The sequence below is a fragment of the Caballeronia zhejiangensis genome (assembly GCF_000698575.1).
Lineage (GTDB): Bacteria > Pseudomonadota > Gammaproteobacteria > Burkholderiales > Burkholderiaceae > Caballeronia > Caballeronia zhejiangensis.
The window spans coordinates 19,807-46,023 of record NZ_JFHD01000046.1; the positions used below are offsets into that span (position 1 = coordinate 19,807).

Genomic DNA, 26,217 nt, shown 5'->3' on the forward strand with positions numbered 1-26,217 from the left:
TTAGCCAAACAGCCCATGAAGGAACCAGCGGACCTCTTCGGTCTTCACGCTCGGTCGTTCACGGTAGATCCAGTAGCAGCTCTTATCGGTCGCTTCTGCGACGTAATAGTCGCGCGTCACCAACTGACCGTCGTGCCAACCCGCTTCGATGCGTTCACCCGTCGAGACAAGTTTCAGGGGCGAGCCGTAGAACGGACGATGATGCTTGATCATCAGCCGTACGGGCCTGTCCAACAACCACGCGGGACGCGGGAGATCGGCGGGGGGCGGGCATGCCTTGGTCGTGGCCTGCACGGGCACCCATTGATTCGCATGTTCGGGCCGATGATCGGAGGTCGGGGCCGGCCGCAAGACATTCTGGGCGCCCAGGCGGGCGACCAGCAGCTCGAGCAGGCGGTTGTGATCCTGTGCCGATCCGCCCGGATCGGGGAAGAGCGAATCGCTCGGCGGCTCGGCGGGCTGGACTTTCGACGCCGTGAGTCGAACCGCGATGACGGCCGCTTCGAGCTCGACGCGGCCGAGCCGCTCCTTGAGCAGGCGGACAAGGTGTTCCTCGTGCCATGTGGGTTCGGCGAGTGCAATCTCGATAACCGTCGGCTCGATCGCCTGGCGGCCGCGCTCGTGCTCGAGCGTGATGGTCGCCTGCGTTAGTGCGAGTTGCTGCGCACTCAACCACCCGCACAGTTGCACGAACAGGCGTCGCGCGGAAAAGAGGATCGCCTCAGCATGCTCGACGCGATCGGGCAGTTCCGTGCGCGCGCTGAAAGAGGGCGGCAACTCCAGCCATTCGTACAGTTCGGGCGACAGGCCGTAGGCGCGGTCAAGAGAATCCAGTAAATCCACACCGCACCTCTTTTTGAGACCCGCACGCGGCAGGCGTCGAATATCGTTGAGCACTCGACAACCGAGTCCGTTGAACCAGTCGCCGAATGAGCGAACTTCCGGGACGACCATGAAAGGCAGCTCGCCCAGCAAGCGTTCGAGCGATGTCATTTTCAGCACGCGCCGGCGACCGCGTTTGGCAAGCAGCCATGCGCCTTGCCCCGTGGGCGCGACGCTCATGCGGGCGGTGACGCCGATGGCTTTGACGGTCTCGCAGATCTGTCGACAGACATGCACGATGCCGCCGAACAGTCGAAGACTCGCCGTTACATCAACGACGATGGTTTGTTCCTCACGCACGGCGACCTGAGGCGAGAAGCGCAGCAGTGCGAAGGCGACTTCGCGTTGCACATCGAGCTCGCGCGCGGGGCTGCGGTCATACATCAATGCGTCGGCCGTCAGTGTCGTGACGCCACCGCGCCTCATGCCAACCATCACCCCTGCGTCTCTTGCTGCCTGATCCAGCACGATCACCTTGTCACGTTCGAGCACCACGCAGCCGTGTTCAGTCGGAGATGACCATCTCGGACGGAAGACCTCCAGCGAAAGCCGGGGCAGGAAGATGGCGACGAACACGGCCATGAGGGCTGAGCAGAATCGGAGACGGTTGGAGGTGGATGGATAGTTGGTCGGTTCGGGTGGGCCCTCGTCGCTTGATGACATCGACGACGATGCCGCCGTCGGCGGGCCGCACACCCAGCCGTAACGTTGCGGGCGACGAATCCTGGGCGGCAGCGAGCGGTCGAACCAGAATCAGCAATGTTTCGGTCGCTTGAGCCGCCAGGTGCAATCGCCGTAGCGCCTCAGAGCGGATGTGCTGCTGCCAGAAGAGCAGCGCGCCGCAACTTCGGGCGTTCAGCACGCGCTCGGCGCACCAGAGCGCATCCGCCGTCTTCGACGCCCGCAGTAGCATCAGTTTGTCCAGCGGTACGCCCAGGTAGGCGAACGCCAGGCTGTTCGGCACGTGCGGCGCCTGGAGTAGTGCAACCGGCCGCTTGCTCGCCGCGACAAGCGCGGGTTTGAGTAGCCGCATCTCACCGATCCCTGGTTGCTGAACGAGTAGCTCGACCAGCGCGCCAATCGGCCAGCCGCCACCGGGCAACTCCGCGGACAGGGCCGCGTAGCCGGTGTCGATTGTCTTGCCGTACGCGCGAGCCAACGCCGACCCTCGCCACAGCGACGGGTGGATTGACTCGATGTGTTGAGGCAGGGCGGCCATGGTCGGGAAAAGATTCCGGGAAAGGGGTTCCGTCAAACACTGTATAAATATACAGTACTCATCTTAGCGCAAAACTGAACCAGTGAATTGCTCCCTTTTAGCTGGCAACTCAAATATCTGATCAATATGCTTGCACGACACCCGATGCCTGAGTTCGCCGCCTTCGTCGCCAAGTTGCGTGAGGCGTTTGGCGATGTGACGATCGACGAAGCCGTTGCGCGCGGAAAAGCGGGCGAGCCGACGTTCTTTGCCCAGGAAAATGGCCGGACAGTCGGCACGAAGTCCGTGGACGAGTTCAATCGCTGGCAGGCTGACAAGAGCGTGCCCGATAGGCACTACTGCCCGGGCTGCGACGGTTCATGCGTGGGCAGAGGGCTGCGCTGCAGCGAGCGAACGTTGAACCTCTAACGTTGAAAGTCCTGGGAGCGTCCACACCTTCATTGAAGCCGCCTACCCAGCAGGTGGTTAGTATGTTGGGTGCAATCGGTGCAGAAGAGAAACACGCAGGGAGCGAGATGGAGAAACCGAATATCGACGAACTGACAGGTGCGCGGGCCGATCTACTGTGCTATCTGGTGGCGACGGTGGCGGCGTCTTACGCGCTTACGCAGGAGTGGCGCGTCGATCACGTCGTTGAGAGCTGCCGCATATGGCTCAAGCGCAATCTCGTGACGATGAACTGGCTGGACCGCATTCTCACCGGCCAGTTGGCGCTCAAAATCGCGCGCCGCGACCTGAAGGGCGCGGGCATCGCCGTGCGCCAGTCGGACGTGCAGGTGCTCTTCACTGGCGAGATGGGACTGAACCATGCGAGCACGGTGGTCCAGAAGATGATGAAGTTGTGTCGCGAGGCGACCGGCACGGCGAGCTAGTTGCTGATCTAAGCGATTGAAACCGGAGATGATTCGGGTGACAAATCCGGGCGACTGAGCGGAACGATCACAAAGCAAGGGGGCGGCAGTGTGTTACTCGGCGCAGATCCAGGCGGACTATCGGAAATACGTCAAGATGTTCGGCGCACAGATGGACATTCGCGAATTCGCGCGTCTGTACTGGGAGCGCGCAGAAGGCAGCAAGGCGAAGATTCCGAAGGCGATGGACGCCCCGTTCCTTGAGCCCCAAAACGATGACGATCGCCAGATCAAGGAATTCACTGATCGGTTCAACGCCGAGCAGGCGAACACACTCGAACAGGATCTCTTTAAGCAGCGCAAGCGCCTCGCTGACGCCGAGCGCGCGCTGCAGACGAAGGTGACAAAAGCCGCGACCGAAAGTCGGCGCATCGCCACCGACAAGATCGACTCCGCTATGCGTCGACTCGACGATCTGCGTCGAACGGCACCCAAGGATCGCGACTCGCGGATCTTTCCTGGGCATTACGCGCCGGTGCTTGTCGTTGAAGGTGGCAAGTACGTGGTGAAGCCGATGCGCTATCAGTGCCGCATTGCAGGAAAGCCCGCCAACTATGACACGCGGTTTCCTGGCACCTACAACGCGCGACGCGACAATCTCGAGGGCTTTTGGAAGCCATGCTTTGGCGTGTCGCATGGTTTGATGCTGGTCGACGTCTTCTACGAGAATGTCAAGCGAGCACGGTACGAGAACACACCTCTTGAGACGCACGAGCAAGACGAAAACCTCGTCCTGGAGTTTCGCCCGAGCAACGGTCAGCTGATGTACGTCGCGTGTCTGTGGTCGCACTGGAGCGCACCGGGCCAACCCGACTTGCTTTCTTTCGCCGCAATCACGGACGAGCCTCCGCCAGAGATCGAGGCCGCGGGACATGATCGATGCATCATTCCGATCAAGCCGGAGAACGTCGAAGCGTGGTTGAACCCCGATGCACTTAATCTCGATGCCTTGTACGCCATTCTCGATGATCGAGACCGGCCATATTATGAGCATCGACTTGCTGCATAGACGCGCATGAGCGGAAGGTGTTCGTGCTCCGGTTGCACAGAACGAAACAACGAGGAACTTGCATAACCGAACTGACGACCGCACTTGCACTACGCGCGGCGATCAACGTTCTGCGCGACTCGGCAGAATGTCGGCGCATGCCGTCCGGTGAACCGCTCGATGACGCCGGCGTCGACCTTCACTTCGAGGCAGCAGAAGTCCCCGAAGATGCGCTCTCCAACCTTCGCGATCACGAATAGCCGGGCATTGGCAAGCACTCGCTTTGGGCGCAATGCTCGCGACCGACCGTGTGACGAAATCGACTCGCTTCATAGAAGTCTTTCACGCGCGATGCAGCGTCACAGCGGATCATTCGGAAGCCACAGCAGCGCGCCTTTGCGTTCGTCGCCAGCGACGGTCGTCCACGTGTAACCCTCTTCATCGACTGCGATGCATCCCGGCTGCCAGTGTTCGGGATGGCGAAGACTGTTCACCCAGCTCTGCACATTGCCCCGAAACACAATGACCACGCCGCCGCGGCCGACATAGCCGTTCGCTCGTCGCCATTCGCTTGCCGTATCGGATGGCGTCATGACTCTTCCTCTCCAGTTTGGTCGAACATCAGCTCGCATCCACGACATCGTACTGAGCACCTTGATCGGGAATCAAGCCGTTCGTAGGTGGCCGGTCCGAACAACCTAACGAGGCGTTGCTTCGGGACGGAATGGGTCGCGACTGTGTGCAATGTACTCGGCGGCTCCGTTCGCGGTTAGTGCTCGGCGCGCGAGTTTTCAGCGTTGGGATGCACGGAGCGCGGGACCGCGGGGGGGTACGCGATCTCGCGCAAGTCCCGCCTCTGGGGCGGTCGCGTACTTGGGCGCGTGACCGAGAGGTGCGCCGCTCAGACAGAGATATTTGCCTGAAGGGGGTGCCAAGTACGCGACAGCGTGGTGCCGGTAGGGGCTTTATTGCGCAAACCGACAATAATGCTTTGTCGCATTAGTGGTTAACCCTAGAGGTCGGTTTGCTTAGACTGGAATCACTGAAACGCAAACAGGGCTGTTTGCGAAAACAAAGATCCGGAGGTAACCATTATGAAACTCACATCTATCATCGTCGCCGCTGCGCTCGCAATCCCGGCAGTTTCCTCGTTCGCACAATCGAACCAACCCGTGACCCGCGCTGAAGCGAAGGCGCAACTCGTGCAACTTGAACGCGCTGGCTACAACCCTAGTATGGATCGGACGACTTATCCGGCCGAGATCCAAGCGGCGGAAGCTAAGGTTGCCGCCCAAAACGGCCAAAGCTACGGTGGTGTGGCAGACGGCTCATCGGCCTCGGGCGGTGCTCCGGCACACACGGGCAATAGCGTGGCCCCGGTCTACTTCGGTCATTAATCTCGGTCGGGGGCTGATTGAAGTGGTTTGGCGCGGCAGTTGCCACCGGGAGGATCAATTCCCCTGCGAAGGCCTAGTCTTCAAGTAAAACATGCTGGCCGCTGTCGGGAGCGATAGACGGCCGGTTTGCATTTTGGAACCTCCGCCACCGATCGAATCGATGGCTTGCCCGGTGCAGCGCACCGGGCTTTTTTATGTCCGCGGTGTTTAGGTGCGCGGCGCCCGCAAGCAGCGGGCCGAAAGGCATCGAGCGGCACGTCGGAGACCGCCGAGACCACCGAGAAACTGATAGGCGCCAATCGCGACCAGTGGCGCTCCGGTTGATGGCATTCATGTCCTCTCGACGACATGCGAATCTGGCGGCAGCCGACTCCCGAGCCGCCTGCGGTAAGGTTTTACGAATGCCCTTGTTGCTGCAAGTTCAGTTCTTTGGACGCGGCCAAGCATCGTGACCGTCACCCTTGCTGACGACTTTTTCGCCCGATCCGGTTGGCGCCAAGATTTGCAAGCGAGCGAGCGCCACACACTGTGACTGTCGTTTTCTTCGCGCCCCGCGGCGTCGGCCCAGGGTCAACAGGTTAGCGGCGACGAAGAACGCGAGCTTGAGAGCGTGAGATCATATGCGCTATCGTCGTCCCTCGGCTAGACCGCTTTGCAGTGAAGGGCACTTGCGCGTTCGATCCGATCGAAACTTGGCACTGAGAGAGCATGAATAAAGGAAAGTCGAAACTGACCCGTCAGGACGCTGAGCGCCTCTTCGAGGGGTTGCCGTCGGCAAAGGCGAGCGTGTCGAGCCGCCCCGAGAATCCGTTCGGGCCAGACGTGTCCGATGTCGTCAAGCGCGTTGAGGGCGAATCCGCTCTCTGGAAAGACAGCCTGATCGCGCTGCCGGTGTCGATCGAACTGCCGCCGGGGTACCTATCGGTGGCTCGAATGCGCGAAGCGATGACGCGGGCTTTACGTGTGAAATGGGTGAGAGAAGGCAAGGACGAGGTTGTCGCGGAGTTTCCTGAAGGGTGGACAGCGGTTCGCCCGGAAAGCGGCCCCACCGAATTGCGAGACGCTGCTGGTGTAGTTCGCGGGTTATACGGATGGGCCAAGGATGCTGAACTCAGGCTCCTGCCACGTTACCTAATCGAATCACAGGCAAACACTTCGAGCGGTCTCGGCAGCGTGCTTGTTCGCGATCGCGGGACGGGTCGAATTCTCGAGCGATCGTCGAACTGGTCGGCGCGAACAGGAACCCACCATCCAGATTGGACGAAGCTCGCAGCGTGGCTTGACTTACGTTATCCGGACCATCGCGACCCACTGCGGTACTGGGACGACTGTGAGGAAAATCGTCGAGCTTGAGCGAATCTCGCGGTGCTGTTTTTGCAATCGCTGACGCACTCTGCTCTGGACCCGTCTCTCGATTTGACTTCCGTGTTCGGCCACCACGGGTCACTTGGTTATGCTCTACGGATCCAAGGTGTGCGCGAGAATCCTCCCGGCGAGCGAAGCGTCCGCGTCCTGATGTTCATGTCGATCGTGGAAGCCGTCATGTCGAGCATTCCTTATGACCCTAGCCGCGTCGCGCTCGACTTGCCGCAACTTCGGGACACTGCATTCGTGCCTCGCGCGGAGTACAACGAAGTGGGGTTGTCCGTCGAACTCGCGCGAATCGCCTAGGTGCACTAGGAGGATCACGACGCCGGACTTGCGCGCCGAAAAGAAGTGCCCGGCCGCATACGCTTCGATAACCGCACTATCTTCGAGGACGCCGCCACGGGCACGCAAGGCTTCGGCGCATCGCGATCGTCGGACGGCCTGTGCGTGCTCGAGTTTCGCGGCACGGAACCGACTCAGCTTACCGATCTCGGTGCTGATCTGGCCTTCACACTGACGGATAGGACCGAAAAGGCGGGCCGCGTGCATAAGGGATTCGCGGGCGCGGCGCGCAGCGTCTTGCCCGAGCTCGAGCGGTGGCTGGAGCACACGCAAGCCGCCCTCAAGCGCTTGATCGTGACCGGCCATCGCCTCGACGCGGCCATCGCGACGCTGTATGCAAGTCTGATCGCATCGGGCAGGCTCATCACGATCGGCTCGCCGCGCGTGGGCGATGCCGCGTTCAGCGCGACGCTTGCCGGTATCGACATGATGCGGCTGGTCGATTGATGCGATGTCGTCACCAGATTTCCGCCGGAAGTCGGCGGTTATGTTCACGCCGGCGAGGCCGCTTACCTCACGCGCGAAGGCGTGCTGACTTCCTCGAACGATGAAGCCTTCGTGCGTGACGATCGCTCTGCGGCGAGTGTGGATTAGCTGCTGCATTACGCGTGGAAAACCGGCAATGTGGTGGTGCGCGATCTCGCCGATCACGCGCCCATCTATTACGTGCTCTGCTTCATGCCATGACGCGTGCTGGCTCGACCGATCCGAACGGATGCCGTACGCCCACGCGAATCAAAGCTTGATGATCGTCGTTGAACGGCGAGCTTTGGTTATTGATCGAGGCCACCGCGTGACGATTGGGGCTTCGTTTGATCCGTGAAAAAAATGGCGGTTAGATCAGAAAACGGCTGAGATATCGTGGACGGGCGTTTTCACAGATTGCGCGGGATACCATCGGCGACCGAGCCTTGCTGCAGGTGGCTCGGTGCCCCGTCAACCGCTAGATTTCGCGCGGATAGTCGTCTTACCCCGAGTAGACCCTGCGCGACCCAGCACATCTGAGTGAAAGCAGGGCTCAGTAGGACACCGCATTTCGTCGAGAACGAAGATTTGCAGTAGTCGGTTACGCCGACGTCACCGCGCTTGTTACATTCGGTTCAACCGCAGGAGAGGGCGCTTCGACAACCGTCGACTTTCTCGCCGAAACCTGTTTCGTCGCCGCTTTCCTAACGGTAGCCTTTTTAGCAGCCGCCTTCTTTGTGACAGGCTTGGCCTTCTTTGCAGCCGAGGATGCTTTGCTCACTGCCTCTTTTGCTGACTTGGCGGTTGGCGCTTTCTTCACTGCCGCCGCCTTGGTTGCTGTCTTCTTCGCCGCTTTCTTCACGGCAACGTTCTTCGTCGCTTTTTTGGCCGGTGCCGATTCAGATCTTGCTGACGCAACCTCTGGCTTTTCGATCAGAAATTGCGTCCGATCCTTGGCCGTCGCTAACCAGGCCGGCGCACGACCGCGACCGCTCCATGTCTCGCCGCTCATCGGATCGCGATACTTCGGCGCTTGCGGGCCGCGCACGTAGTTGCCCGCTTTCGGCCTCTTGTCAGCGACTGCCGTCGGCGTACTGTTTCCCGTGGCGAGAAACTTGTCGCGATTCTTCGAATTGGCGATCCATGCCGGCGCGCGACCATGTCCGGTCCATGTCGCTCCGGTCTTCGGGTCAAGGTATTTAGCCGCCCCCGGCTTCGCGGATTTCGTTGCGGCCGAGGATTTGCGACTCGCGGCCGGCTTACGGAAATGCGCGGCGATATCGTCCGGCGTCAGGCCGTGCTTCTCCATCAAGTCACGGATTTTTCCGATGACGGCCGACGACTCTTTCTTCGCGATCGCTTCGGCTTGAGCCTGAAGCTTGGCGATCTTATCTTGCAGTGCTTTGAGCGTAGCCATCGATTTCCCCTTATTGGTCATCGTCGCACTATGCCACATCAGGCCAGCAAAAGACATGTCGCGGTACATTGACCAGCGTCGTTGCCGAATGAGTTTTTTACTAAGAAGGCGAATGTGCTTTACAAAAGGATGCACAGCGAAAGCTTAATTCTTGAGAGGCAAAGCGATTCGGCTATGAGTTTGCGACCTTCCGCTCTCGCGTGGCTCTCGGGTTATGCACTACTTCTCGATTGACGACTTCGCGCCAAAGGCTTCGCCCGTTTTGACGCGCACGTTTCACATCGTCCGAGTGCAAGTGAATCGACGTCGTCGCCACCGAGGCATGCCTAAGATTGCCTCGAACCGACTTGAGTTCGGCACCCTTGGACAGCGCGAGCGATGCGTGGGAGTGTCGCATCCAGTGGGGGGGTTCCGCGCGCAACTTGTCGGCCAGCGGCGGGTGATCCGCCTTGAGCACCTGTGCGACGCACATACCCGGCCCGTAAATCATGACACCGCTGATACTTTCGATGCTAGGAAATGAGGGAATTCTTCGTCGGGTAGCCGAGTTTCCGGATCGTCGCCCTGATGCGCTTGCCCAGCTTCAAATAGAGCTGAACCGCTCGCAGACGGTCCTCGTATGAGTACATGAACTACCTCTAGGTAGTCCAAATTCTCGTCTGCACCCTCACTTCCGCTACAAATTTGCATCGAAAATTGACCCACATGTTCGACTTCCTGCGTGGTCGCCAAGCAGGAGAGCGGAGTGATTACCGTGAGCATATTGGCCAAGATTCGGCGGATGCATTTCCGCGACGGCTTCCCGATTCGGGACATCGCGAGACAGACGGGGCTCTCGAGAAACACGATTCGGCGTTGGTGGCTGCGCGAGCCTACGACGGGCGAGCCCAAGTATCCGAAACGCGTCAACTAAGGTCGATGACGGCCAGAAGCGGCCAATCAGTACAGCAGACGACATCGTTGACAATCGCTTCATTCTCCCCTTTACTCGATCGCCCTACAGTTCCATGTCTTTTTGCCGTTATAAATAGCGACACGGCAACTTCGTCCACATCACGGATCGACGTCGCGCTGATGGGATTTATCCTTTGATAAAGTCGGATCGTCGGGGCTTCGTTATGTTTGAAAAACCAACGCTGAGCACTGGAAAACCACAATCGTCCAACCGCAAACGATACTTTTATGGATGGGCAATCGTTGGCATCGTCCTGCTCGTCGATGTTCTCTGGCTTCAACTGGGACGCTACTCGGTAGTGTTTCCAGACGAACTGAAAGTAAAAGGCAATGTCCTCCTGGCAGTAATGTGTGGTTGCGCGGTTTTGTACGGAATTCAGCATATCCCGCGCTACAGGCAGATCTGCCTTAAGCTGCGCTATTACGAAGTCGCAAACACGGTGGCATGGTTCGTCCTTTTGATTGTTTTTATCCGAGCGACGAGCATTTTGTTTTACCTGTGCATTACTACGGATATGCCACTCGTAGAAAACAATCTACTTCGTTTCGATCAGATAGTCGGTTTCGATTGGCCAGCAGTGTATGGTTGGGTTCAATCGCACCCCGCCGTGCGCCAGATCCTCGGGTTCGCATACGCCAGCGGATTTTGGCAATTGGTTGCGATTCCGGCGGCTTTGGGTCTATCGGGGCGCCGCGAAGACTTGTCAATGTTTTTCTTCTTGCTAGCCCTTTCGAGCATCTACCTTCTCGTAGTTTCCACGCCGTTCCCGGCCACAAGCGCATTTGAGCATTTCAGAGTTTCAGATACTGATGCGTTGTCGAGCGTATCAGACTTCCCGGTGCTGCGAAATGGATCGATGAGAACATTTGACTTGCAACGAACACAGGGGCTTGTGTCGCTGCCGTCGTTTCACACGGCGTTGGCTGTCATTTTCGCTTACTCGCTCCGCCGAATCCGGTTCTTGTTCTGGCCGGCGGTCATTCTTGATGTGCTCATGATTGCTTCCACGCCGACGCAGGGAGGACATTATCTCGCAGACGTACTCGCTGGGTTGGGGCTTTCTGCTTTGACTATCGTGTCAGTTACTATCTTGCTTGACCGGGAGGCGGTCGTGCAGGTCAAGGTTTCAACAAGAATCGCGAGGCATGCCACCGATTTGTTCGCTGCATTGAACGACCGCTTGAGACGTTCGTGAGTGGCTGATTCGGGTCGTGAAGACCCATTCGTAGTTGGTTCCCGGCCACGGCGCAGGTCCGCGGCTACCGCCACCGGGTGCTTGTTTAAGAACTGCTCAACGCCGTTGACGTGATCATCATCGAAATGGGAAAGGATAAGAAGATCAACTCTTTCGGGCCACATCTCCCAGCGGTGCAAGTCATTGATTCCCTCCTTGATTCTCTTGGTGCGCTTGGAACCGCAGTCGTAAACCCAGCTGAAGCTTTTTTCGGGGCAGTCATCGTCGTAGACCATGCCGGTCAAAAATGTACCGTGCCCCACAGGATTAACGCACTGGTGTACGTGGATCATCTGAGCGCCCTCGTCGTTGAAGTTGGTAATAATCGGCACACCTGCGACACGGAGGACCGAGAACACCTTTGCTTTGGGACGAGATTATTAAACTTTAACACCGAAAGGCGTTGTTATATGACTTGCGTATGTGAGCTCAATGAGCGTGTGGCGGTCGGCAGGTCAACGAGCAGGCAAAAATTGGATCGGTCGCTTACCGCCCCTGCTTTACATAACACCGTCGTGTCGATGTTTGCATTGTCAAAGCAAAATTAAAATGTCGTACCGCCGGCTAAATACGGATGTCGTGTTCTCGATGTGTGATTGGCTCTGTTTTCAACGGTTCGAATCCACGTAGTGTTGAAGGACGGTCTTAATCGGACCGGGGCGTTTCAGCCTGTTCAGCGAGTGCGAGCAGACCGTTGTCCAGGTCCAGCGCCGCACGCCTTCACGTACGCGCCGGTGCTCGGTGTAATCGCGGGATCTTGGCGAAGCCGAAGAGATTGCCGCGATCGTCGCGCAACGCGCCGATGACGACATGCGCCCAGAAGCGCGTACGGTCCTTGCGCAGACGCCGACCTTCGACTTCGAACCTGCTCGTCGCGCGCACGGTGGTCGTCGAGACGTTCCTCGACCGAATAGAAGCACGAGAAGGTACGGCCGATAATGTCATTGGCCGCATAGCCTATGACCTTCTGCACGCCGGCATTCCAGCTCGTGATAACGCCGTCGACATTGAGCATGTAGATGGCGTAATCGGTGATGCTCTGCACGAGAAAGGCTTGCACGTTGGCGCGCGAGGGACGGAATCTGGCAAACGAAATAGCCGGGATACTGAAGTATTGTTTGCTCCTTTTTGAAGTCGATGAACGTTGTTGAAGGAGAGTGTGGGACCCGCCTACCTTCTCTTTTCGCTGTAGTCGAGAAGCGCGAGGCATTGTGTTTCTTCGGCGCATCCAATCGCACCGAGCCGAACCCGGCGCAACGGGTGGTTGTGGCTCCAGACGCGTTCTCGGCGACTCAGGAATTCGGCTGTGCAACGAAGCCCGTTTCATGCGCTGCTTGAGTGGACGCGCCCCCGGTCGGCGGCGGCCTTATTTTTATTGGCAGATTTCTTGGAGAAGCGCGTGCATAACTCTCGCGCCGTTTCAGCTAAGTTCTATAACGTAGGTTGAGTTTGTCGAGCCTCGGAGAAAGTCGGCCGCCGACAACCACCTTCGACTTCGCCGGTGTCGCCGGTAGGTCGCATATGTCAACAGGTCTAGAATCTCGCTCGGCAGCCGGGCCTGGGGCTGTCACAAGTACCGCACGGGCGCCAAGTACTCAATCATTTGGAACAGGCCGTGCAACGATTCACCTTTCCGGTAGAAGGCATCGATTCCGACATCGACGCCGCGCTCCACAATTTCCGCTTCGGCAAGCGAACTGTGCGCGAGGATGGGCACCGTTGCAAACCGGGTCGAGCCGCGCATGGCTCTCGCCACGGCGAAGCCGTCAATGTCCGGCATTTCAATGTCTAGGACGACCACCTGCGGTACCCATGATTCTGTAATGGCAAGAGCTGCCCAACCACCGGGGGCAACAAGTGCGCGACAGCCATAGGCTATCAAGGCCGCAGCAAGCGCCTCTGCCACGGCTGCGTCGTCATCGACAAGCAGCACCGCGACAGGGGGCATGACGGCATCGAAGTCACGAGTGGCCCATACGCCGGATATCGAAGTAACGCTGTGAGGCATGGCGGTAGATGGCAGACTGTCTCCTTTCGTCTACGCAACTGTCGTGCCGATTTCCCGGATCTTGCGGCAACGCAGCGCGCTTCCGGAGCGGCAGGATCCGGCCTGCGTATCATGGCTTGTTCTTCGCGTTGATTAGCCGCTGACGAGGGACCACAATTCCGGCGAACGGAGCGTGCGACGCCTAATATTGAGCTTGTGGCAGCTGCCGTACCGTTCGCTCAGGAATCGCATCATGCAATGGCCCGAGATGCGCTATAAGGGATTCGTCTTTACGCCGGGACTTGCCGAAGACGACGGGATGTATGCCCCCGAGCTCACCATCCGCTCGCCCGATGGCAAACAGCAGACCACCGGCATCCTTGGCGATTTCCCCTGCCCAATAGAGGCGCTGCGGTTTGCCTTTCAGTACGGTATGGCACAGATCGATCATCAGCCGCTGTCCGCGCCGGACTGGACCGTTGAAGAGTGGCACGACCGTCACCCCGCAGGAAGCACCAGGATGCTGCGAGGGAGCCTATCGGCGCGCAGAAGGCGTGGCGCATGAATGGCTATGCCCCCCGTTAATGGCAAGAAACGATCTGTCCAAGCGGCGGGGACGTCGAAAACATTGAGTTGAGGTCGGACTATGCCGCGCGATTCGGTCCGACCAGTGTTCAACGGCTGGGTGACTGCTTCATCGTTCCTGTCGATTGGGAGCCCTGCGCCGCGCGCTTGCGACGGTTCAAGCGACATCCCTTGCGCCCGTCCGCTGACTTCGTCCAGACCGCTCGCCGTTCGGCGTGGCGAGGATTTTGCGCGTGGGTTTCGTGCAAGCAACCGGAGAATTGCCATGACGCTCACCGACATCGAACGATTCCTGGATCAACTCGGCGACGAAGCGCGCGCGATTGCAATGCAGTACTTCCGCACGCGGATCGACGTCGAAACGAAGCCCGATGCGACGCCTGTTACGACTGCGGATCGCGCGATCGAGCAACGGATGCGGGAACTGATTGCATCGCGTTTTCCATCGCATGTGCTCGTAGGCGAGGAAGGGGGCGGGCGCGTCGCCGATGGCGTAAGTTGGATCATCGATCCGATCGATGGCACGAAGAGCTTCGTGACGGGCCTGCCTCTCTTCGGGACGCTCGTCGCGATGGTCGAGAATCGACGGCCGGTGTGCGGCATGATCGAGGTGCCGGCCATGAGCGAGCGATGGATCGGCGGCGTCGGTCATGCGTCGCGTAACGGCGAGCCGTGCACGGTCAGCGCGTGCGCCCATCTGCGCGACGCGCGGCTGTGCTCGACCGATCCTCGGATGTTTTCTGGCGAAGCGGAACGAGCATTCGCGAGGATCGCGCGCGAAGTGCGCGTCACCCGGTTCGGTACGGATTGCTACGGGTATGCAATGCTCGCTTCCGGTCATGTCGACCTCATCGTCGAAGACGGTCTGCAGATCCACGATGTCATGGCAATCGTTCCCGTGATCCAGGGTGCCGGTGGCATCGTTACGACATGGGCAGGCGAGCCTGTCGACGAAAGCTTCGAAGGGAACATCATTGCGGCCGCGACGCGCTCGCTTCACGAGGAGGCGTCTCGCTGGCTCGGCCGACTGCACGTGTGAAGCGGCTCGCCGCGGCACGGCTGAGCTCAAGCCTCAACGGGGTTCGAGTTGCTGGCGCTATAGACCTCTACACGCGCAGCTGGCTCGGCAGACTAGCATAGACCCTCCTTTTTTTCTGGTCCGCTGTTTGCGTCAGTGAGGCTGGGAATTGTTCACACAGCAGACGGAGGCTGACTATGAACGAGACCAGGTGAAGGGCACAGCCGAGAAGGCAAAATGCAAGCTGAATGCGGGCGTCGGCAAGATGAGCGGCGAATCAACAGGTGAAGGGCCAAGTGCAACAGGGGGCGGGAGACGCCCGGAAGCAAATCGGCGACGCCAAGGAAGAGATCAAAAAAGATCAACGGTAAGCAACGCAGTGAGCGCCGGAGTTGGGGCGCTTCGATCGTGGTCGGCCCGGAGCAAGGCATGAACACATCGCACGTGATTGACTTTCGATATCAACGCAACCAAGGTCTGAGACGAACCTACAAAGTGACGTTAAATGTTACAAGGCTGCCGTCGGGCATATACGCCTACGAATCGTGGGTGCACCACGAAGGATCTTTCAAAGGGAAGGGAATTGTGTTACCTCTCGTCTCGACCCACTTCGACGACGCAATATCGGAAGCGCGCCGACGCATCGAGAATGATATCGAGCAACTAATCGGCATCTCAGAGTGAGCGGGGCCACGGGAAAAGCGGCTCTGCCCTGCTGGCGCAGCATTGACCGCGCGCGATCGCCGCATGGAAAGTCCATGGACTTACGGACGCACCGCAACATGGAAGGCGCACACGTCATTATCGGGTTGTTCTCGTCATACGGCGACGCAGATGAAGCGCTTCGAGAGCTCCAGGTACGGGGTCTTCGCTGCGACGACGGTCAACTGTATGCGCGGGCGGGTCACGGTCGCACCGGTGCACATCGCGTCGGACCGCTTCCCGAAATGCGGGCCCGTGATCGGGCCGAGTACGCAGCTCACGGAGAGCACCTTGGGGTCGTGAGCGGTGCGCGGCGGTTTAGCGGGCCGAATTGGCAACTCGCTACGCCCGACTTCGCCGCCGGCCAACTACGAGCTTATCCCCGCGAGCGAACCTTGTTGGTGGCCAAGTTATCCGACACGATGACGCACGATGTCGCGATCGCAGTGATGTGCGACCACGGCGCGCTCGCGGTAAAAGACACCGCTGGTCACTGGCACTTTTCGTTTCACAAGAGGAGCGGAGACCAGGACGTCGGCGCATGAACGCATGACCGCCAACGTGGGGCGAATAGCTTTGTCTCGGGCGATAGCTTCGTCCTTCGATTCGCCTATCGAACCGGTCGCGGCGACTGCACTGCAGAGAAGCTCAAGCTCGCTGAGCGCCGCAGTGCAGTGTTCCGGTGCCTCTTGCCGATGGCCAGCAAAAACGAAGTATCGCGCGAGTCGGCGCGCAGTGTTACAACCGGCGCAGGTTGCACGTCGCTGCCGACGACATGCCGCCAGACGAGTTCGAGGATCTAAAGATAGAAACCGGGTGACGGAGTGTCGAGGACTAGCGAACGACCACGTCCGTCGCTTTGCCAACGCCTGCGTTTATGCTTTGCATTTGACTTTTTCGCTGACGTCCTCGACCTGATCTTCGTTATCGCCGTTCTCCTTTAGTGTTCCGGATCGGATTGATGGTTCGCCTCCATGGTTCTCCAATGACATGAGGTTTTTCCAGGGTGGGTCATGCGGACGGGGATCGCCCAAGCGGGAAGTCGAGAAACGCCCGCGGAAAAAATGCGATGAACTTCTTCGAGCGAGGCGGCAAGAATGCCCGCTGCCAGACCGGACCACAGCGTTCCCTGAAAGACGTCGCGGGTGTAGAACTTCTTGCACTGCGGAGTCATGTTGGCATCCCATCATCGAGCGGGTACAAAGATCGATCGTCGGCCGTGCGTCCAATTCGTTCCCCGACGCCTTCCGGCCTATGGCGGCCTATGGAAACGCATCCGCTTTGTGACAGTATGCGTTAGCAGAAGTTCTTGCTGACGGTCGGCAGTCCACCAAGAGATGCGACATGTTGACGAGTCGCTGCGCCACGAGTGTCGGACTTCGGCTGCGCAATGTCACGGGCCATACACCGCGACTAATGCCTCGTCGAGCGCTTCAAGTCGCTCTTTCTCCAGCAATGTCGGCCACCCAATGACGTTCCTCCGGTCAGGCGTGGCACTTGATAGCGTTAGGCGGGGCAGTGCGGGCCACTGGAGGATTCAGGCACCAACGAATGGGCGAGGAGGCACCACGCTACTGATGCTTGGCTGGGCGCAGCACGGCAAAGAACTGTCAGCCATCTAACCAGCGCAACATATTTTCTTGCGGGGGCTTTGTTCAGATTGAAACCGCAAGACAAGGACTAAGCAAGAAATACGTCCGGGGTGACGTGTGTTGTTGCGTAGTTCTATTCCCTCGTATCTGCTATTCGCCCGCTCCTGTCAGCGGGCTTTGCTTCGTCGCTACTCGCCGATTCACCGCAATCGCCCGCTCAGAACCTCCTGCACTTTGAACATCGCTATCTTGGGGTCCGCGTGTTCAGCTAACCTACGGGCCGTGATAAGAATCTCCTCTTCGAACGGATCGGGAATCACGACCCGTTCGACCTCGCGGATGAATCGAAGCACGTCTATGCAAAGCAACTCCGGATAAGGCCCCGCGCTGTATCGATTTAACTCGGTCATCAAAACAGTCCAGCGGTCGGCCAATTGACTGAGGGTTTCTTGATAGAAGCCGCGCATAATCGAGTCCGTGTAGGGAGCACTCCATATTTACCCGCCGCGCTCCGCCCTGCTACTAGGGCGAATCCCCTTGCGTTGGCGCAACTGCCTATTCTTGGCAAAGAGGAACTGGGACCGCCTCCAACAAATGAGCTCGGCGGGTTTGCCGGAAGGTGGTCTGAAAGATCCCGAGGCGGTTTCAAGCTTGAGCGCAACAGCGGTTTTGCTGGTTATAGCCATGGGATTAAGCTGCGGAGGCGAGTGTGACGGCGAAGGCCTCGAGTGGCCAATGGAAGGCGTGACGTCGTGCGCGGCCACTCGAACGCCGCATGCCAGCCCAACGCCGTGCCCACGACCAGATTCGCGGCAAGCGGCCCGCGGTGCAGAATGTGATTAGGCCCGAGCGAGCAATACCGCTTGATCGTCGCCGTCGACGCAGCCGCGCTGCACGCCTCCATTCCGACGGGTTCGGCGCCCGGCGGCAAGATCAGTCAGAAGCCGTCGTCGATAGCCGACCGCGATGGTGGCGGCAATCATCGCTTCGACGGCATGGCCGCCTTCCCGCAGCACGGCGAGCACGCCCTGCGAGGCCTCGAGTGCGGCACAACCGCCATGCCGCGCGAAGGGTCGAAGGTCGGAAAAGTCATCGCTCGGGAGTCGGGAGTTCAGTTGAACGGCGCGCGGCTTCGTCAGCGCGATATCGGAGATCGCGGTCGCCGAGCAAGCAGAGCGCACCGAGCGCTTCACGTTCGGATGCAACGCCAGCGCCGCATCTGCGACGACGGTCTGCGCGAGGGCCGGTGCGGTCAGTAAACCGATCGACGATTCGTCGGTGTCGCCGCGCAGGTTGTCGGCGAGCCCATGAACGGTTGCGGTGCGAAGTGGTACTGCTGTGGCACTGCGCTTCGTTCTGCTTCGACTTCGCGAACGGGCTTAACGTTCAGACTATTCTTTGGCCGAGTCGCCGTCCTCGCGGCGCCGTCCCGACCGCGGATGAAAAAACCAGCCGTCCGGATCGCCGACACCGTTCCATTGTTTCAGGGCGCTCGCCGCGGAGTCATAGGTCTCATAGTAGAACGTATCGTCATGCCCGAAGGCGTGGATGCCTGCGGCGAGCGCATGCTGCCTGCTGTGATGCGTTAGGATCGCTGCGATTCGGCCATCGTCCAGCAGCTTGAACGGTCGGCGGTATCCCATCTTGAGAAGGTGATGGTCGGTCGGATCGCCGACAAACGCAGGGGTCAGCATGTCGAGCGCTTGGCGCAAATTTTCCTCAGGCGACAGTGGGCGAAAGCCGCCGAAGTGCGGCATACCATCGCCAAAGGTCAGCAGCACCTCGCCCCAGTCCCCTTGGCTGTCGCGATACACGAGGCGTTGCTCAGGCGTGAGCAGTGAAGCGACGTCCTCGACGATGATCCGCTCGATGTCATTTTTCACTGACCGACAGCCCACTTCGTCACGGTCGATCACGCAGACATAGTGATCAACGGTAATAAGATCATAGCGGGCGTTCATGGCGGTCATGCCAGTGCGGCCCGCCGCCGTTGCGCGGGTGGAGGTAAGCTGACGGGCCGTAGAAGCTGCCCCGCTTGCGCACGTCGAGCTCGGACGCATGGTCGATCGTCCGGCTGCGCATTTGCAACGCTTCCTCCGTCTGCTTGATATTGCCGGGCCTCGTACTGTTTAGCGCCCCGAGGGCGCGAGAGACACGCCGCGATGGAGCCGCCATGCGGTGAGCGCGACAGCAAAAGCACTACGGCCGCGGCTGACTTCGGATGCAGCGTGACGCCCGGCCGCTGGAACGTAGCCAGATCGCGCGTCTCACCATTGTCCAGCGTCATGCGAGTCGGAACGTTGGTTTGCTTGCGCACGTTGTCGGCCAACGGGACCAACTTCTTTTCCGAGAACATCATTTTGTCCATCAAAGGCCTCAGGATTCGAGCTCGCCTGCAAACGTTGCACCGCGAATCAGGCATGAAGGCGTTTAATCCGAAAGACATCGACATAGCGCGCGAATGGCGCGGTCGTCGACACGCTCGCTTAGCTCGATCGCGTTCGAAGTGGACGATTCCGACCCGGCGATAGGAGCTATTCGCGAGTCCGCTGGCTACGTCCTGAAAAATATATCACAATATGAGCTAACGGCGCTGACGATGCGGAGGACCCGTGAGCAGCTATCAGCGAATTCTGTTGTGCTATGACGCCACGGCCGTGGGGCGTCGCACGCTTCGTCTTGGCGCTCATCTCGCCCGCGATCTTCACGGGGAAACGCATCTGCTAGCGGTCGTCGATGACACGGAGTGGACGCGCGGCGTTCCCGTCATTCCTGCAGTGTCGTTTGAACTTCAAGAGCGAACCGCCAAGGACTTGCTGCATGAAGGCGTGGACGAGCTGGCGGATCTCGGCGTCGTGGCGCAGCGCCATCTGGCGGTCGGGAATCCGATGATGGAAATTTCCGCTTTCGCGAAAGCGCTCGACATCGATCTAATCGTCATCGGACATCACCGGAGCGGTCGGTTCTACCGTTGGTGGACCGGTCAAGACGAGAGCCGGTTGCTCGATCAAGTGTCCTGCAGCGTACTTGTGATTATGGAGCCGCAGGAGCTGAAGACGCATTAGAAAGGCCCGCGCCGTTCGTCCGAACTCAAACGCTCGTGCAAAGGAGTATGACGAAGATAGTCAAATTTCGTTCGAAGGCCACGCCCGATGTCCTCATGTTGCGCGACCTCGCAGGCTTTGGCGTGATTGATAAGCGTATCGGTCTCGAGACGTCATACTGCCGAGCGAGTTTGACACCGCGAATGATCGCTTTGAGAAGGTCCTGAAGGAAGACGAATGCATCGCTTACGAGCATGGTGCAATTTATCATCCGCTGTCGCATGCTGCCGCGCGGACCGGGTTGGGTCTCCAATCGCGGGCGCTTCCGTTCCTCGATATGTTGCGGGAGGCTGGGCGCAATGACGCGGACATCATCTGCAGCGCCGGAAAATCGAGACTAGTGGCGCCTCGTGCGGAGTAAACCAACCGCATCTTTGGTGCCGCCTGGCGCCAAAGCGTCATCGAAAGTGACCAACACTAAGAAATGATCGGCACAGCTTCAATCAGCGCAAAGCCGATCAGCGCGCCCAGCACCGCGCCGACTATCCGCGGATGCCAGCGCTCAAGGTGCAGCCTCGCGAACAGCGCTCCGACGAAGATGATCCCCAGCAGCGAGAAGACGGCGATGACATATCCGATCTCGAAGTCGTTGTTGATCAACATGGCTCCTCCCGCGTCGTGCTATTGTGAAATATATATCATAATGTGATGTATGCAAGCGACGAAGGGAGCGGTTTTTGCTTAATCATCGTTGACGTACGGCGATGAATGAGGAGGCTGCATGAGCGCGATAGGAAAAAGCAGATGGGCGATCGCTGAAGGCTATCTGCCGCCGTATAGCAATGGCGACGGTGCGGATCTGCAGAGCCACGAGGCGGCGTGCATCCTCAACGCGGGTGAGGAAGACGCGCATATCGAAGTTACGATCTTCTTCAAGGATCGCGCACCCGCCGGGCCATATCGCATCACCGTGCCAGCCAGGCGGACGTGGCATATGCGCTTCAATGATCTCTGCGAACCCGAGAGAATACCAACTGGGACTGAGTACGCGAGCTACTTCGAATCGGATGTACCTGTGGTCATTCAGCACGCTCGCCTCGATTCGCGGCAATCGGAGCTGGCTTTGTTGACCACGGTCGCATTTGGCAGCGACTGACACTTGACGGCGCGGAACGTTGAACGCCAATGCACGGTTCTTGGTCTACAGGTTGGTGGGGACTCGAGATGAAGACTTCCTGGTTCCTTTGCTCCTCGAATTAAACTCGCTCGACTTGCCGGGCGCTCCTGGACGTTCGTCACTGCTGCAAGCCTCGTGTTTGGTTGGGCAGCATCAGGCCCGCTGTTTCACTTCAGCGATACTTGGCAACTGGTGATCAATACGTCGACCACGATTGTTTCGTTTCTCATGGTATTTCTGATTCACGATGCTCAGAACCGAGACACGGCGGCCATGCAGATCAAGCTCGATGAGATCATCCGAGCGATAGATACCGCGCACAACGCGCTGCTCGATTTCGATCAACTGGATCAGAAAGAACTCGCTGAGTTTCGGAAGCATTACGAGAGACTTGCAAAAGAAGCGCGCAGCGACTTGCGGTTGTCGAGCAGCGGCGCAAAAATCCTGAACCGTGTCGAGCACTAAACCAAGCGTGCGCAAGGACGCAGTGCCCAAGGCAAAGCGAGCGTCCACAATGCATCATTGATCGACATGTTGCATTCTCTCGTCGAATCGCCTTCTGTGGGAGTTTAACGATGCGCTTAGCCGCCGCCTCGTTGCAACGTCGGCCCGCATAAGCCGAGCGCCGTATTGACGAGGGCAAGATGGCTAAGCGCCTGCGGGAAATTACCGGCGAGTTCATGGCGCTGGGCATTGTACTGTTCGGACATCAGCCCAACATCGTTTGCCGTGGCGAGCACGCGTTCGAACTGCTGCCGCGCTTCTTCTGTGCGTCCCTGAAGGTTCAGGCAATCGGCCATCCAGCATGAGCATGCGAGGAAAGCGCCTTCGTTAGCGTTCCCGGCTTGCCGCTCGTTGCGTCGAATCAAGCCGTCCTCGCAGAGGTCGCGGCGGATGCGTGCAATCGTCGAGGCCATGCGCGGATCATCGGCGCGCAGGAAGCCGACCAGCGGCAACAACAAGAGGCTCGCGTCCAACGCGTCGCTGCCGTAGTACTGCGTGAAGCTGCCGAACCCTTCGTTCCAGCCTTCGCGAAGCACTTCTTCACGAATGTGTTCGCGCAACGAAGCCATGCGTTCCACGAGTGGCGAAAGGGCGCTCTCCGCTGTGCAATGCTTTACGAATCGATCGAGCGCCACCCAGACCATTACGCGCGAATAGGTGTAGTGACGGGGTTCACCGCGCGATTCCCAGATGCCCGCGCCGGGCAAGTGCCATATCTTTTCGAGATGTTCGACAATGTGCGTCTCAATAACTTCTTCCTTGTCGGACGATTCGAGGCCCCCGCGTCGCGCGACATCGAGGCAATCGATCACTTCCCCCAACACGTCGAGCTGATGCTGATGTGCCGCTGCATTACCGACTCGCACGGGCTTCGCATAACGATGACCCGGTAGCCAGTCGACGTTCCATTCGCGTAAATGACGTCCGCCGTCCACACGGTACATGATTCGGCTGCGCTCCGGCGAGCACGCGATGGCGCGCAGCAGCCAGTCGCGCCACGCGCCGGCTTCTTCGTAGTAGCCGGCGTTGAGCAGCGCAACCATCGCAAAACTGGTGTCGCGCAGCCACGCGTAGCGGTAGTCCCAATTGAGCCTTCCGCCGGGCGCTTCAGGTAGGGATGTCGTCGGTGCTGCGACGATCGCGCCGGTGCGGCGATGGATAAGCGCCTTGAGAGTCAGAAGCGAACGACGGGTCTGCACCGGCCAGGCCGTGCGGTTGTCGTCGAACGTGCTAATCCAGTCTCGCCAGAAACGTTGCGTCGAACGCAGCGCGATGTCGACGTCGAACGCTTGGGGTAGCGGTTCGTGCGCATGGCCATAGCTCATCGCGAACGTCACGGATTCGCCCGCTGCGACGGTGAACGTGGCGAGAATCGCTCCATCGTGAACCGTCATCTCGACGTTCGCGCGAAGCACGACGCGGTCAGTCCCAATACGCACCTGCATTGCGCCGTCCACGCATTCGATCAGCGGCTTGAGTTCGCCGTAGTTGAAGCGCAGCCGCAAATCCGAGCGCATCTCGACGAGGCCGCGCAAGCCTGTCACGATGCGCACGACCGAACTCGGGCCGTCGCCGACGGGCATAAAGTCGGTCACGCGTACCGCGCCTTCGCCGACCTCGAAGTCACTTTCGATGATCAGCGTGTCGGGCTGGTAACGACGCACGTTGCGTTCGATGTGCATGACCGGTGTCAGCGTCCAGCAGCCGTTGTCCGACGTGCCGAGAAGTGCGGCGAAGCACGCGTCGTCGTCGAAGCGCGGCCAGCACAGCCAGTCGATAGAGCCGTTGCGGCTGAGCAGCGCGGCGGTCTGGCCGTCGCCTAAGAGCGCATAGTCGTCGATGGGCCGGCTCATTTGGCTCAGCTCCGTTTTTTAGAGACGAAGCGCAGCAGGCCCACCGCGCCAAGGCCCGCGAGTCCCCAGAAAACCGAGCGATGGCGGTCGGTGAACATCTCCCAGCTATGACTCCGCGCTTCATCATCGAACCGGCCATGCGCACCATAGTCGCCGGGCACGGGATCGAAAAGATTGCCTGCGGCATTGCCTTCAGGCGGCTCCTCGGTGAGTTGGCCTGCATAGCCCGCGCGTGCTAGATACCGGTCGATGAGCGCGGGCGCGATGCGATTGGCGAGAATCGCCTTCACGGTTGAGAAGCCAAGCCACACCTCGCGCCGGCGATGCGTCGCCGCGAAGAAGATTGCGCGCGCGGCGACCTCCGGCTGGAAGATCGGCGCGACTGGCCGGGCGCGTTTGCCGGTCTTGTTCATCGCCCAGTCGAACTGCGGCGTGTTCATCGCCGGAAGCTCGACTACTGTCAGGTGAACGTCAAGCTTGTCGTGGATGATCTCGGAGCGCAGCGAATCCGTGAAGCCGCGAATGGCGAACTTCGCACCGCAATACACCGATTGCAGCGGCACGGAGCGGTACGCCAGCGCTGAGCCGACATTGACGATCGTTCCGCGATTGCGTGTGCGCATGCGCGAGAGCGCCGCCATCATGCCGTGGACCTGACCGAGATATGTGACGCGTGTGCCGCGCTCGATTTCTTCGGCTGTGAGCGCGGAGACGGGCGCAAACGCGGTCGCCATCGCGACGTTGACCCACACATCGATCGGGCCGAGCGTGTCCTCTACTTGCGATGCCGCCGCATCGACGGCGCGCGCATCGGCGACGTCAGTGGGTATGGCGAGCGCACGCACGCCGAAGCGCGCCTCGATCTGCGCGGTGGCTCGCGCGAGTCGTTCAGCATCGCGCGACAACAGTGCGACGTCATAGCCGTGGCGGGCGAACTCGTCGGCCGCCGCACGCCCGACACCTGCGCCCGCGCCGGTGATGACGACGATTTTCCGTGTCTCACACATCAAAGATCTCCCCGCGCGGCGAGCGCCTCGATCCGGTCGGCGGTGCGCAGCGCAATCGCCTGGATGGTCAGCGACGGGTTCACGCCGCCGACGGTCGGAAAGACGGAGCCATCGCAGATCCACAAGTTGTCGATGTCCCAGCTTCGGCAATCGGCATTGACCACGCTCGTTGCGGGGTCGCCGCCCATGCGCGCGGTGCCGTTGAGGTGGCAGGTGTCGTCGGTTTCGCGCCAGACATCGCGCGCGCCGGCCGCTTCGAGTGCGAGGCTCATGAAATCAAGCGAATGCGCCACGAGCCGCTTGTCGTTATCGCACAGCGAATAGGTCACGCGCGCGACGGGCAGGCCGTACTGATCCTTCTCGTCGGCGAGCGTCACGCGGTTGCGCTCCTGCGGCATTGTCTCGCCCACTATCTTTAACCCCGCCTGATGGTTGTACTTCTGCATCTCGTCGAGTAGCTGCTGGCCCCAGAGACCTCGCCCGTTCTGCGTCGATGCCCACGCCACCGGCAGCGGTCCCTGGCTCATGTAGCAATAGCCGCCGAAGAAGTCCTTGCCCTTGTCCTCGTAATTCCAGTGCTCGGTCAGCGCAAGCGAGGGCGGCCCCTTGTACCAGCGCACTTCTTCATCCATCGTGCCCCACGCGGCCTGATTGGTCTGCACCATCAGGTTCTTGCCGACGAGACCGGAACGGTTGGCGAGGCCATCGGGATGACGGTCCGTTGCCGAGTTGAGCAACAGGCGCGGCGTTTCGATCGCGTATCCCGCGACCACGACGTTGCGTGCGCGCTGAAACTGCCAGCGTCCTTCGCGGAAATATTCGACGCCGGTCGCGCGCCCGTTGTCGCCCATGACGATGCGGCCGACCATCGCGAGATCGCGAATCTCCGCGCCGGCGCGCACCGCGCGCGGTATCCACGTGACGAGCGCGCTTTGCTTCGCGTTCGTCGCGCAACCCGACACGCAAAATCCGCGATAGACGCACGGATGCGCCTCGCCGCGCGGCGCGGAGACCGTGGCGAGCGGCGTCGGCGCCCAGTCGATGCCGAGCGCTTCGCAGCCGCGCGCCAGCACGAGCGCCGCCGCGTTCAGCTCATGCGCGCGATACGGATAGCGCGGCCGCTTCGGTCCCCACGGGTAGCTTACCGGCCCGGCGATCTTCAGCGCCTCCTCGACTTCGCCGTAATAACGCCACATCTCGCGCCAGTCGATCGGCCAGTCCGCGCCGTAGCCGAGCAGCGTGCGCGACTTGAACCATTGCGGCCGGAAGCGCAGCGAGACCATCGCGAAGTGCACGGTGCTGCCGCCCACGGACTTGCCGCTGTTGTTGTTGCCGAGCTTGAGCGGATTATCGCCGTCGCAAATGCGCTCGTCGGTCCAGAAGAGCTTGCCCTGATGCGTCTCGTCCGATGCGAACTCTTCGAGCGGACGCCACCACGCGCCGGCATCGAACGCGACGACCTTAAACCCTTTCTCCGCAAGACGGCAGGCAAGGGTGCCGCCGCCCGCGCCCGTGCCGACGATCGCGAAGTCCACCGCTTCGTTCTGCGGATACGCGCGCATCGGAATCC

General features: G+C 59.9%; 27 protein-coding genes and 3 pseudogenes. 15 read left to right on the forward strand and 15 right to left on the reverse strand.

Going from position 1 to position 26,217, the window contains the following annotated elements; all coding sequences use genetic code 11:
* Together BG60_RS32100 and imuA are read right to left on the reverse strand one after the other, a co-directional pair.
* On the reverse strand, nt 1-1,464 hold the full coding sequence (locus tag BG60_RS32100) for a Y-family DNA polymerase (protein ID WP_075583603.1): 1,464 nt from the start codon (nt 1,462-1,464) through the stop codon (nt 1-3).
* The gene (gene imuA, locus BG60_RS32105; RefSeq protein WP_008345241.1) at nt 1,388-2,101 is read right to left on the reverse strand and encodes a translesion DNA synthesis-associated protein ImuA; all 714 of its coding nucleotides are present in this window, start codon (nt 2,099-2,101) and stop codon (nt 1,388-1,390) included. The genes BG60_RS32100 and imuA overlap by 77 nt, the downstream gene beginning before the upstream one ends.
* A 144-nt stretch (nt 2,102-2,245) precedes the next feature.
* On the opposite strand from imuA, the gene BG60_RS32110 reads away from it, so the two are divergent.
* The 3 genes from BG60_RS32110 (at nt 2,246) to BG60_RS32120 (ending at nt 4,021) form a co-directional block, all read left to right on the forward strand.
* The gene (locus BG60_RS32110) at nt 2,246-2,509 is read left to right on the forward strand and encodes a hypothetical protein (protein WP_008345240.1); all 264 of its coding nucleotides are present in this window, start codon (nt 2,246-2,248) and stop codon (nt 2,507-2,509) included.
* Between the two features lie 107 nt (nt 2,510-2,616).
* Nucleotides 2,617-2,973 carry a hypothetical protein gene (locus BG60_RS32115; protein ID WP_008345239.1) on the forward strand — a complete coding sequence of 119 codons (357 nt, stop codon included), beginning with the start codon at nt 2,617-2,619 and terminating at the stop codon, nt 2,971-2,973.
* An 88-nt stretch (nt 2,974-3,061) separates the two neighbouring features.
* Nucleotides 3,062-4,021, forward strand: coding sequence for an SOS response-associated peptidase family protein (locus BG60_RS32120; protein ID WP_008345238.1), 960 nt, complete (start codon nt 3,062-3,064; stop codon nt 4,019-4,021).
* Nucleotides 4,022-4,359: 338 nt separating this feature from the next.
* Here the strand turns inward: BG60_RS32120 and BG60_RS32125 are convergent, their stop codons facing one another.
* On the reverse strand, nt 4,360-4,593 hold the full coding sequence (locus tag BG60_RS32125) for a hypothetical protein (protein ID WP_008345237.1): 234 nt from the start codon (nt 4,591-4,593) through the stop codon (nt 4,360-4,362).
* A 501-nt stretch (nt 4,594-5,094) separates the two neighbouring features.
* Here BG60_RS32125 and BG60_RS32130 point away from each other — a divergent pair.
* The 4 genes from BG60_RS32130 (at nt 5,095) to BG60_RS32145 (ending at nt 7,554) form a co-directional block, all read left to right on the forward strand.
* The gene (locus BG60_RS32130; RefSeq protein ID WP_008345236.1) at nt 5,095-5,397 is read left to right on the forward strand and encodes a DUF4148 domain-containing protein; all 303 of its coding nucleotides are present in this window, start codon (nt 5,095-5,097) and stop codon (nt 5,395-5,397) included.
* 708 nt (nt 5,398-6,105) lie between these two features.
* Nucleotides 6,106-6,750, forward strand: a complete 645-nt coding sequence (locus BG60_RS32135; RefSeq protein WP_008345235.1) for a hypothetical protein — start codon at nt 6,106-6,108, stop codon at nt 6,748-6,750.
* 120 nt (nt 6,751-6,870) lie between these two features.
* Nucleotides 6,871-7,068 carry a hypothetical protein gene (locus tag BG60_RS38435; RefSeq protein WP_008345234.1) on the forward strand — a complete coding sequence of 66 codons (198 nt, stop codon included), beginning with the start codon at nt 6,871-6,873 and terminating at the stop codon, nt 7,066-7,068.
* A 45-nt stretch (nt 7,069-7,113) separates the two neighbouring features.
* Nucleotides 7,114-7,554 carry a lipase family protein gene (locus BG60_RS32145; protein ID WP_008345233.1) on the forward strand — a complete coding sequence of 147 codons (441 nt, stop codon included), beginning with the start codon at nt 7,114-7,116 and terminating at the stop codon, nt 7,552-7,554.
* Between the two features lie 619 nt (nt 7,555-8,173).
* Here BG60_RS32145 and BG60_RS32150 read toward each other — a convergent pair.
* Nucleotides 8,174-9,058 carry an H-NS family nucleoid-associated regulatory protein gene (locus BG60_RS32150; protein ID WP_008345232.1) on the reverse strand — a complete coding sequence of 295 codons (885 nt, stop codon included), beginning with the start codon at nt 9,056-9,058 and terminating at the stop codon, nt 8,174-8,176.
* A 685-nt stretch (nt 9,059-9,743) separates the two neighbouring features.
* On the opposite strand from BG60_RS32150, the pseudogene BG60_RS32155 reads away from it, so the two are divergent.
* Nucleotides 9,744-9,899: pseudogene (locus BG60_RS32155) on the forward strand (helix-turn-helix domain-containing protein); the annotation flags it as partial.
* Nucleotides 9,900-10,107: 208 nt separating this feature from the next.
* Nucleotides 10,108-11,139: a phosphatase PAP2 family protein gene (locus tag BG60_RS32160; protein WP_051078939.1), complete on the forward strand. Its 1,032-nt coding sequence runs from the start codon at nt 10,108-10,110 to the stop codon at nt 11,137-11,139.
* Between the two features lie 11 nt (nt 11,140-11,150).
* Here BG60_RS32160 and BG60_RS40235 read toward each other — a convergent pair.
* The 3 genes and pseudogenes from BG60_RS40235 to BG60_RS32170 form a co-directional block, all read right to left on the reverse strand.
* Nucleotides 11,151-11,471 (reverse strand): annotated as a pseudogene (locus tag BG60_RS40235) (MBL fold metallo-hydrolase); the annotation flags it as partial.
* 380 nt (nt 11,472-11,851) lie between these two features.
* On the reverse strand, nt 11,852-12,238 hold the full coding sequence (locus BG60_RS37480; RefSeq protein ID WP_075583606.1) for a PAS domain S-box protein: 387 nt from the start codon (nt 12,236-12,238) through the stop codon (nt 11,852-11,854).
* 507 nt (nt 12,239-12,745) lie between these two features.
* A complete protein-coding gene (locus BG60_RS32170) occupies nt 12,746-13,126 on the reverse strand; it encodes a response regulator (RefSeq protein ID WP_051078938.1) in 381 nt (126 codons plus the stop codon).
* A gap of 292 nt (nt 13,127-13,418) precedes the next feature.
* On the opposite strand from BG60_RS32170, the gene BG60_RS32175 reads away from it, so the two are divergent.
* From BG60_RS32175 to BG60_RS32185, 3 genes are all read left to right on the forward strand, one after another.
* Complete coding sequence (locus BG60_RS32175) at nt 13,419-13,730, forward strand: hypothetical protein (RefSeq protein WP_008345226.1); 312 nt, start codon at nt 13,419-13,421, stop codon at nt 13,728-13,730.
* Nucleotides 13,731-14,015: 285 nt separating this feature from the next.
* A complete protein-coding gene (gene hisN, locus BG60_RS32180; protein ID WP_008345225.1) occupies nt 14,016-14,789 on the forward strand; it encodes a histidinol-phosphatase in 774 nt (257 codons plus the stop codon).
* 408 nt (nt 14,790-15,197) lie between these two features.
* Entirely contained in the window at nt 15,198-15,452 is a 255-nt protein-coding gene (locus BG60_RS32185; protein WP_008345224.1) for a hypothetical protein, read from the forward strand.
* A gap of 958 nt (nt 15,453-16,410) precedes the next feature.
* Here BG60_RS32185 and BG60_RS38440 read toward each other — a convergent pair.
* From BG60_RS38440 to BG60_RS32205, 4 genes are all read right to left on the reverse strand, one after another.
* Complete coding sequence (locus tag BG60_RS38440; RefSeq protein ID WP_144403645.1) at nt 16,411-16,644, reverse strand: hypothetical protein; 234 nt, start codon at nt 16,642-16,644, stop codon at nt 16,411-16,413.
* Between the two features lie 618 nt (nt 16,645-17,262).
* Nucleotides 17,263-17,529, reverse strand: a complete 267-nt coding sequence (locus tag BG60_RS32195; RefSeq protein ID WP_008345222.1) for a hypothetical protein — start codon at nt 17,527-17,529, stop codon at nt 17,263-17,265.
* Nucleotides 17,530-17,901: 372 nt separating this feature from the next.
* Complete coding sequence (locus BG60_RS40240) at nt 17,902-18,267, reverse strand: hypothetical protein (RefSeq protein ID WP_008345221.1); 366 nt, start codon at nt 18,265-18,267, stop codon at nt 17,902-17,904.
* A gap of 186 nt (nt 18,268-18,453) precedes the next feature.
* A complete protein-coding gene (locus BG60_RS32205) occupies nt 18,454-19,032 on the reverse strand; it encodes a hypothetical protein (protein ID WP_008345220.1) in 579 nt (192 codons plus the stop codon).
* A 642-nt stretch (nt 19,033-19,674) separates the two neighbouring features.
* On the opposite strand from BG60_RS32205, the gene BG60_RS32210 reads away from it, so the two are divergent.
* Nucleotides 19,675-20,127 (forward strand): universal stress protein, encoded by a 453-nt coding sequence (locus BG60_RS32210; RefSeq protein ID WP_008345219.1) that lies wholly within the window; start codon nt 19,675-19,677, stop codon nt 20,125-20,127.
* Between the two features lie 456 nt (nt 20,128-20,583).
* On the opposite strand, the gene BG60_RS32220 is transcribed toward BG60_RS32210, so the two are convergent.
* Nucleotides 20,584-20,769, reverse strand: a complete 186-nt coding sequence (locus BG60_RS32220; RefSeq protein WP_008345214.1) for a hypothetical protein — start codon at nt 20,767-20,769, stop codon at nt 20,584-20,586.
* Nucleotides 20,770-20,887: 118 nt separating this feature from the next.
* Between BG60_RS32220 and BG60_RS32225 the strand changes: the two genes are divergently transcribed.
* Complete coding sequence (locus tag BG60_RS32225) at nt 20,888-21,262, forward strand: sensory rhodopsin transducer (RefSeq protein ID WP_008345212.1); 375 nt, start codon at nt 20,888-20,890, stop codon at nt 21,260-21,262.
* 68 nt (nt 21,263-21,330) lie between these two features.
* Nucleotides 21,331-21,748, forward strand: a pseudogene (locus BG60_RS32230) (low affinity iron permease family protein).
* Nucleotides 21,749-21,864: 116 nt separating this feature from the next.
* On the opposite strand, the gene BG60_RS32235 reads toward BG60_RS32230, so the two are convergent.
* From BG60_RS32235 to BG60_RS32245, 3 genes are read right to left on the reverse strand one after another with little or no spacing between them, the layout of a single operon-like run.
* Nucleotides 21,865-23,640, reverse strand: coding sequence for a glycoside hydrolase family 15 protein (locus tag BG60_RS32235; RefSeq protein ID WP_008345209.1), 1,776 nt, complete (start codon nt 23,638-23,640; stop codon nt 21,865-21,867).
* A gap of 5 nt (nt 23,641-23,645) precedes the next feature.
* Entirely contained in the window at nt 23,646-24,647 is a 1,002-nt protein-coding gene (locus BG60_RS32240; RefSeq protein WP_008345207.1) for an SDR family oxidoreductase, read from the reverse strand.
* Nucleotides 24,647-26,215 (reverse strand): GMC family oxidoreductase, encoded by a 1,569-nt coding sequence (locus BG60_RS32245; RefSeq protein ID WP_241484915.1) that lies wholly within the window; start codon nt 26,213-26,215, stop codon nt 24,647-24,649. The genes BG60_RS32240 and BG60_RS32245 overlap by 1 nt, the downstream gene beginning before the upstream one ends.
* Nucleotides 26,216-26,217 lie beyond the last annotated feature (2 nt).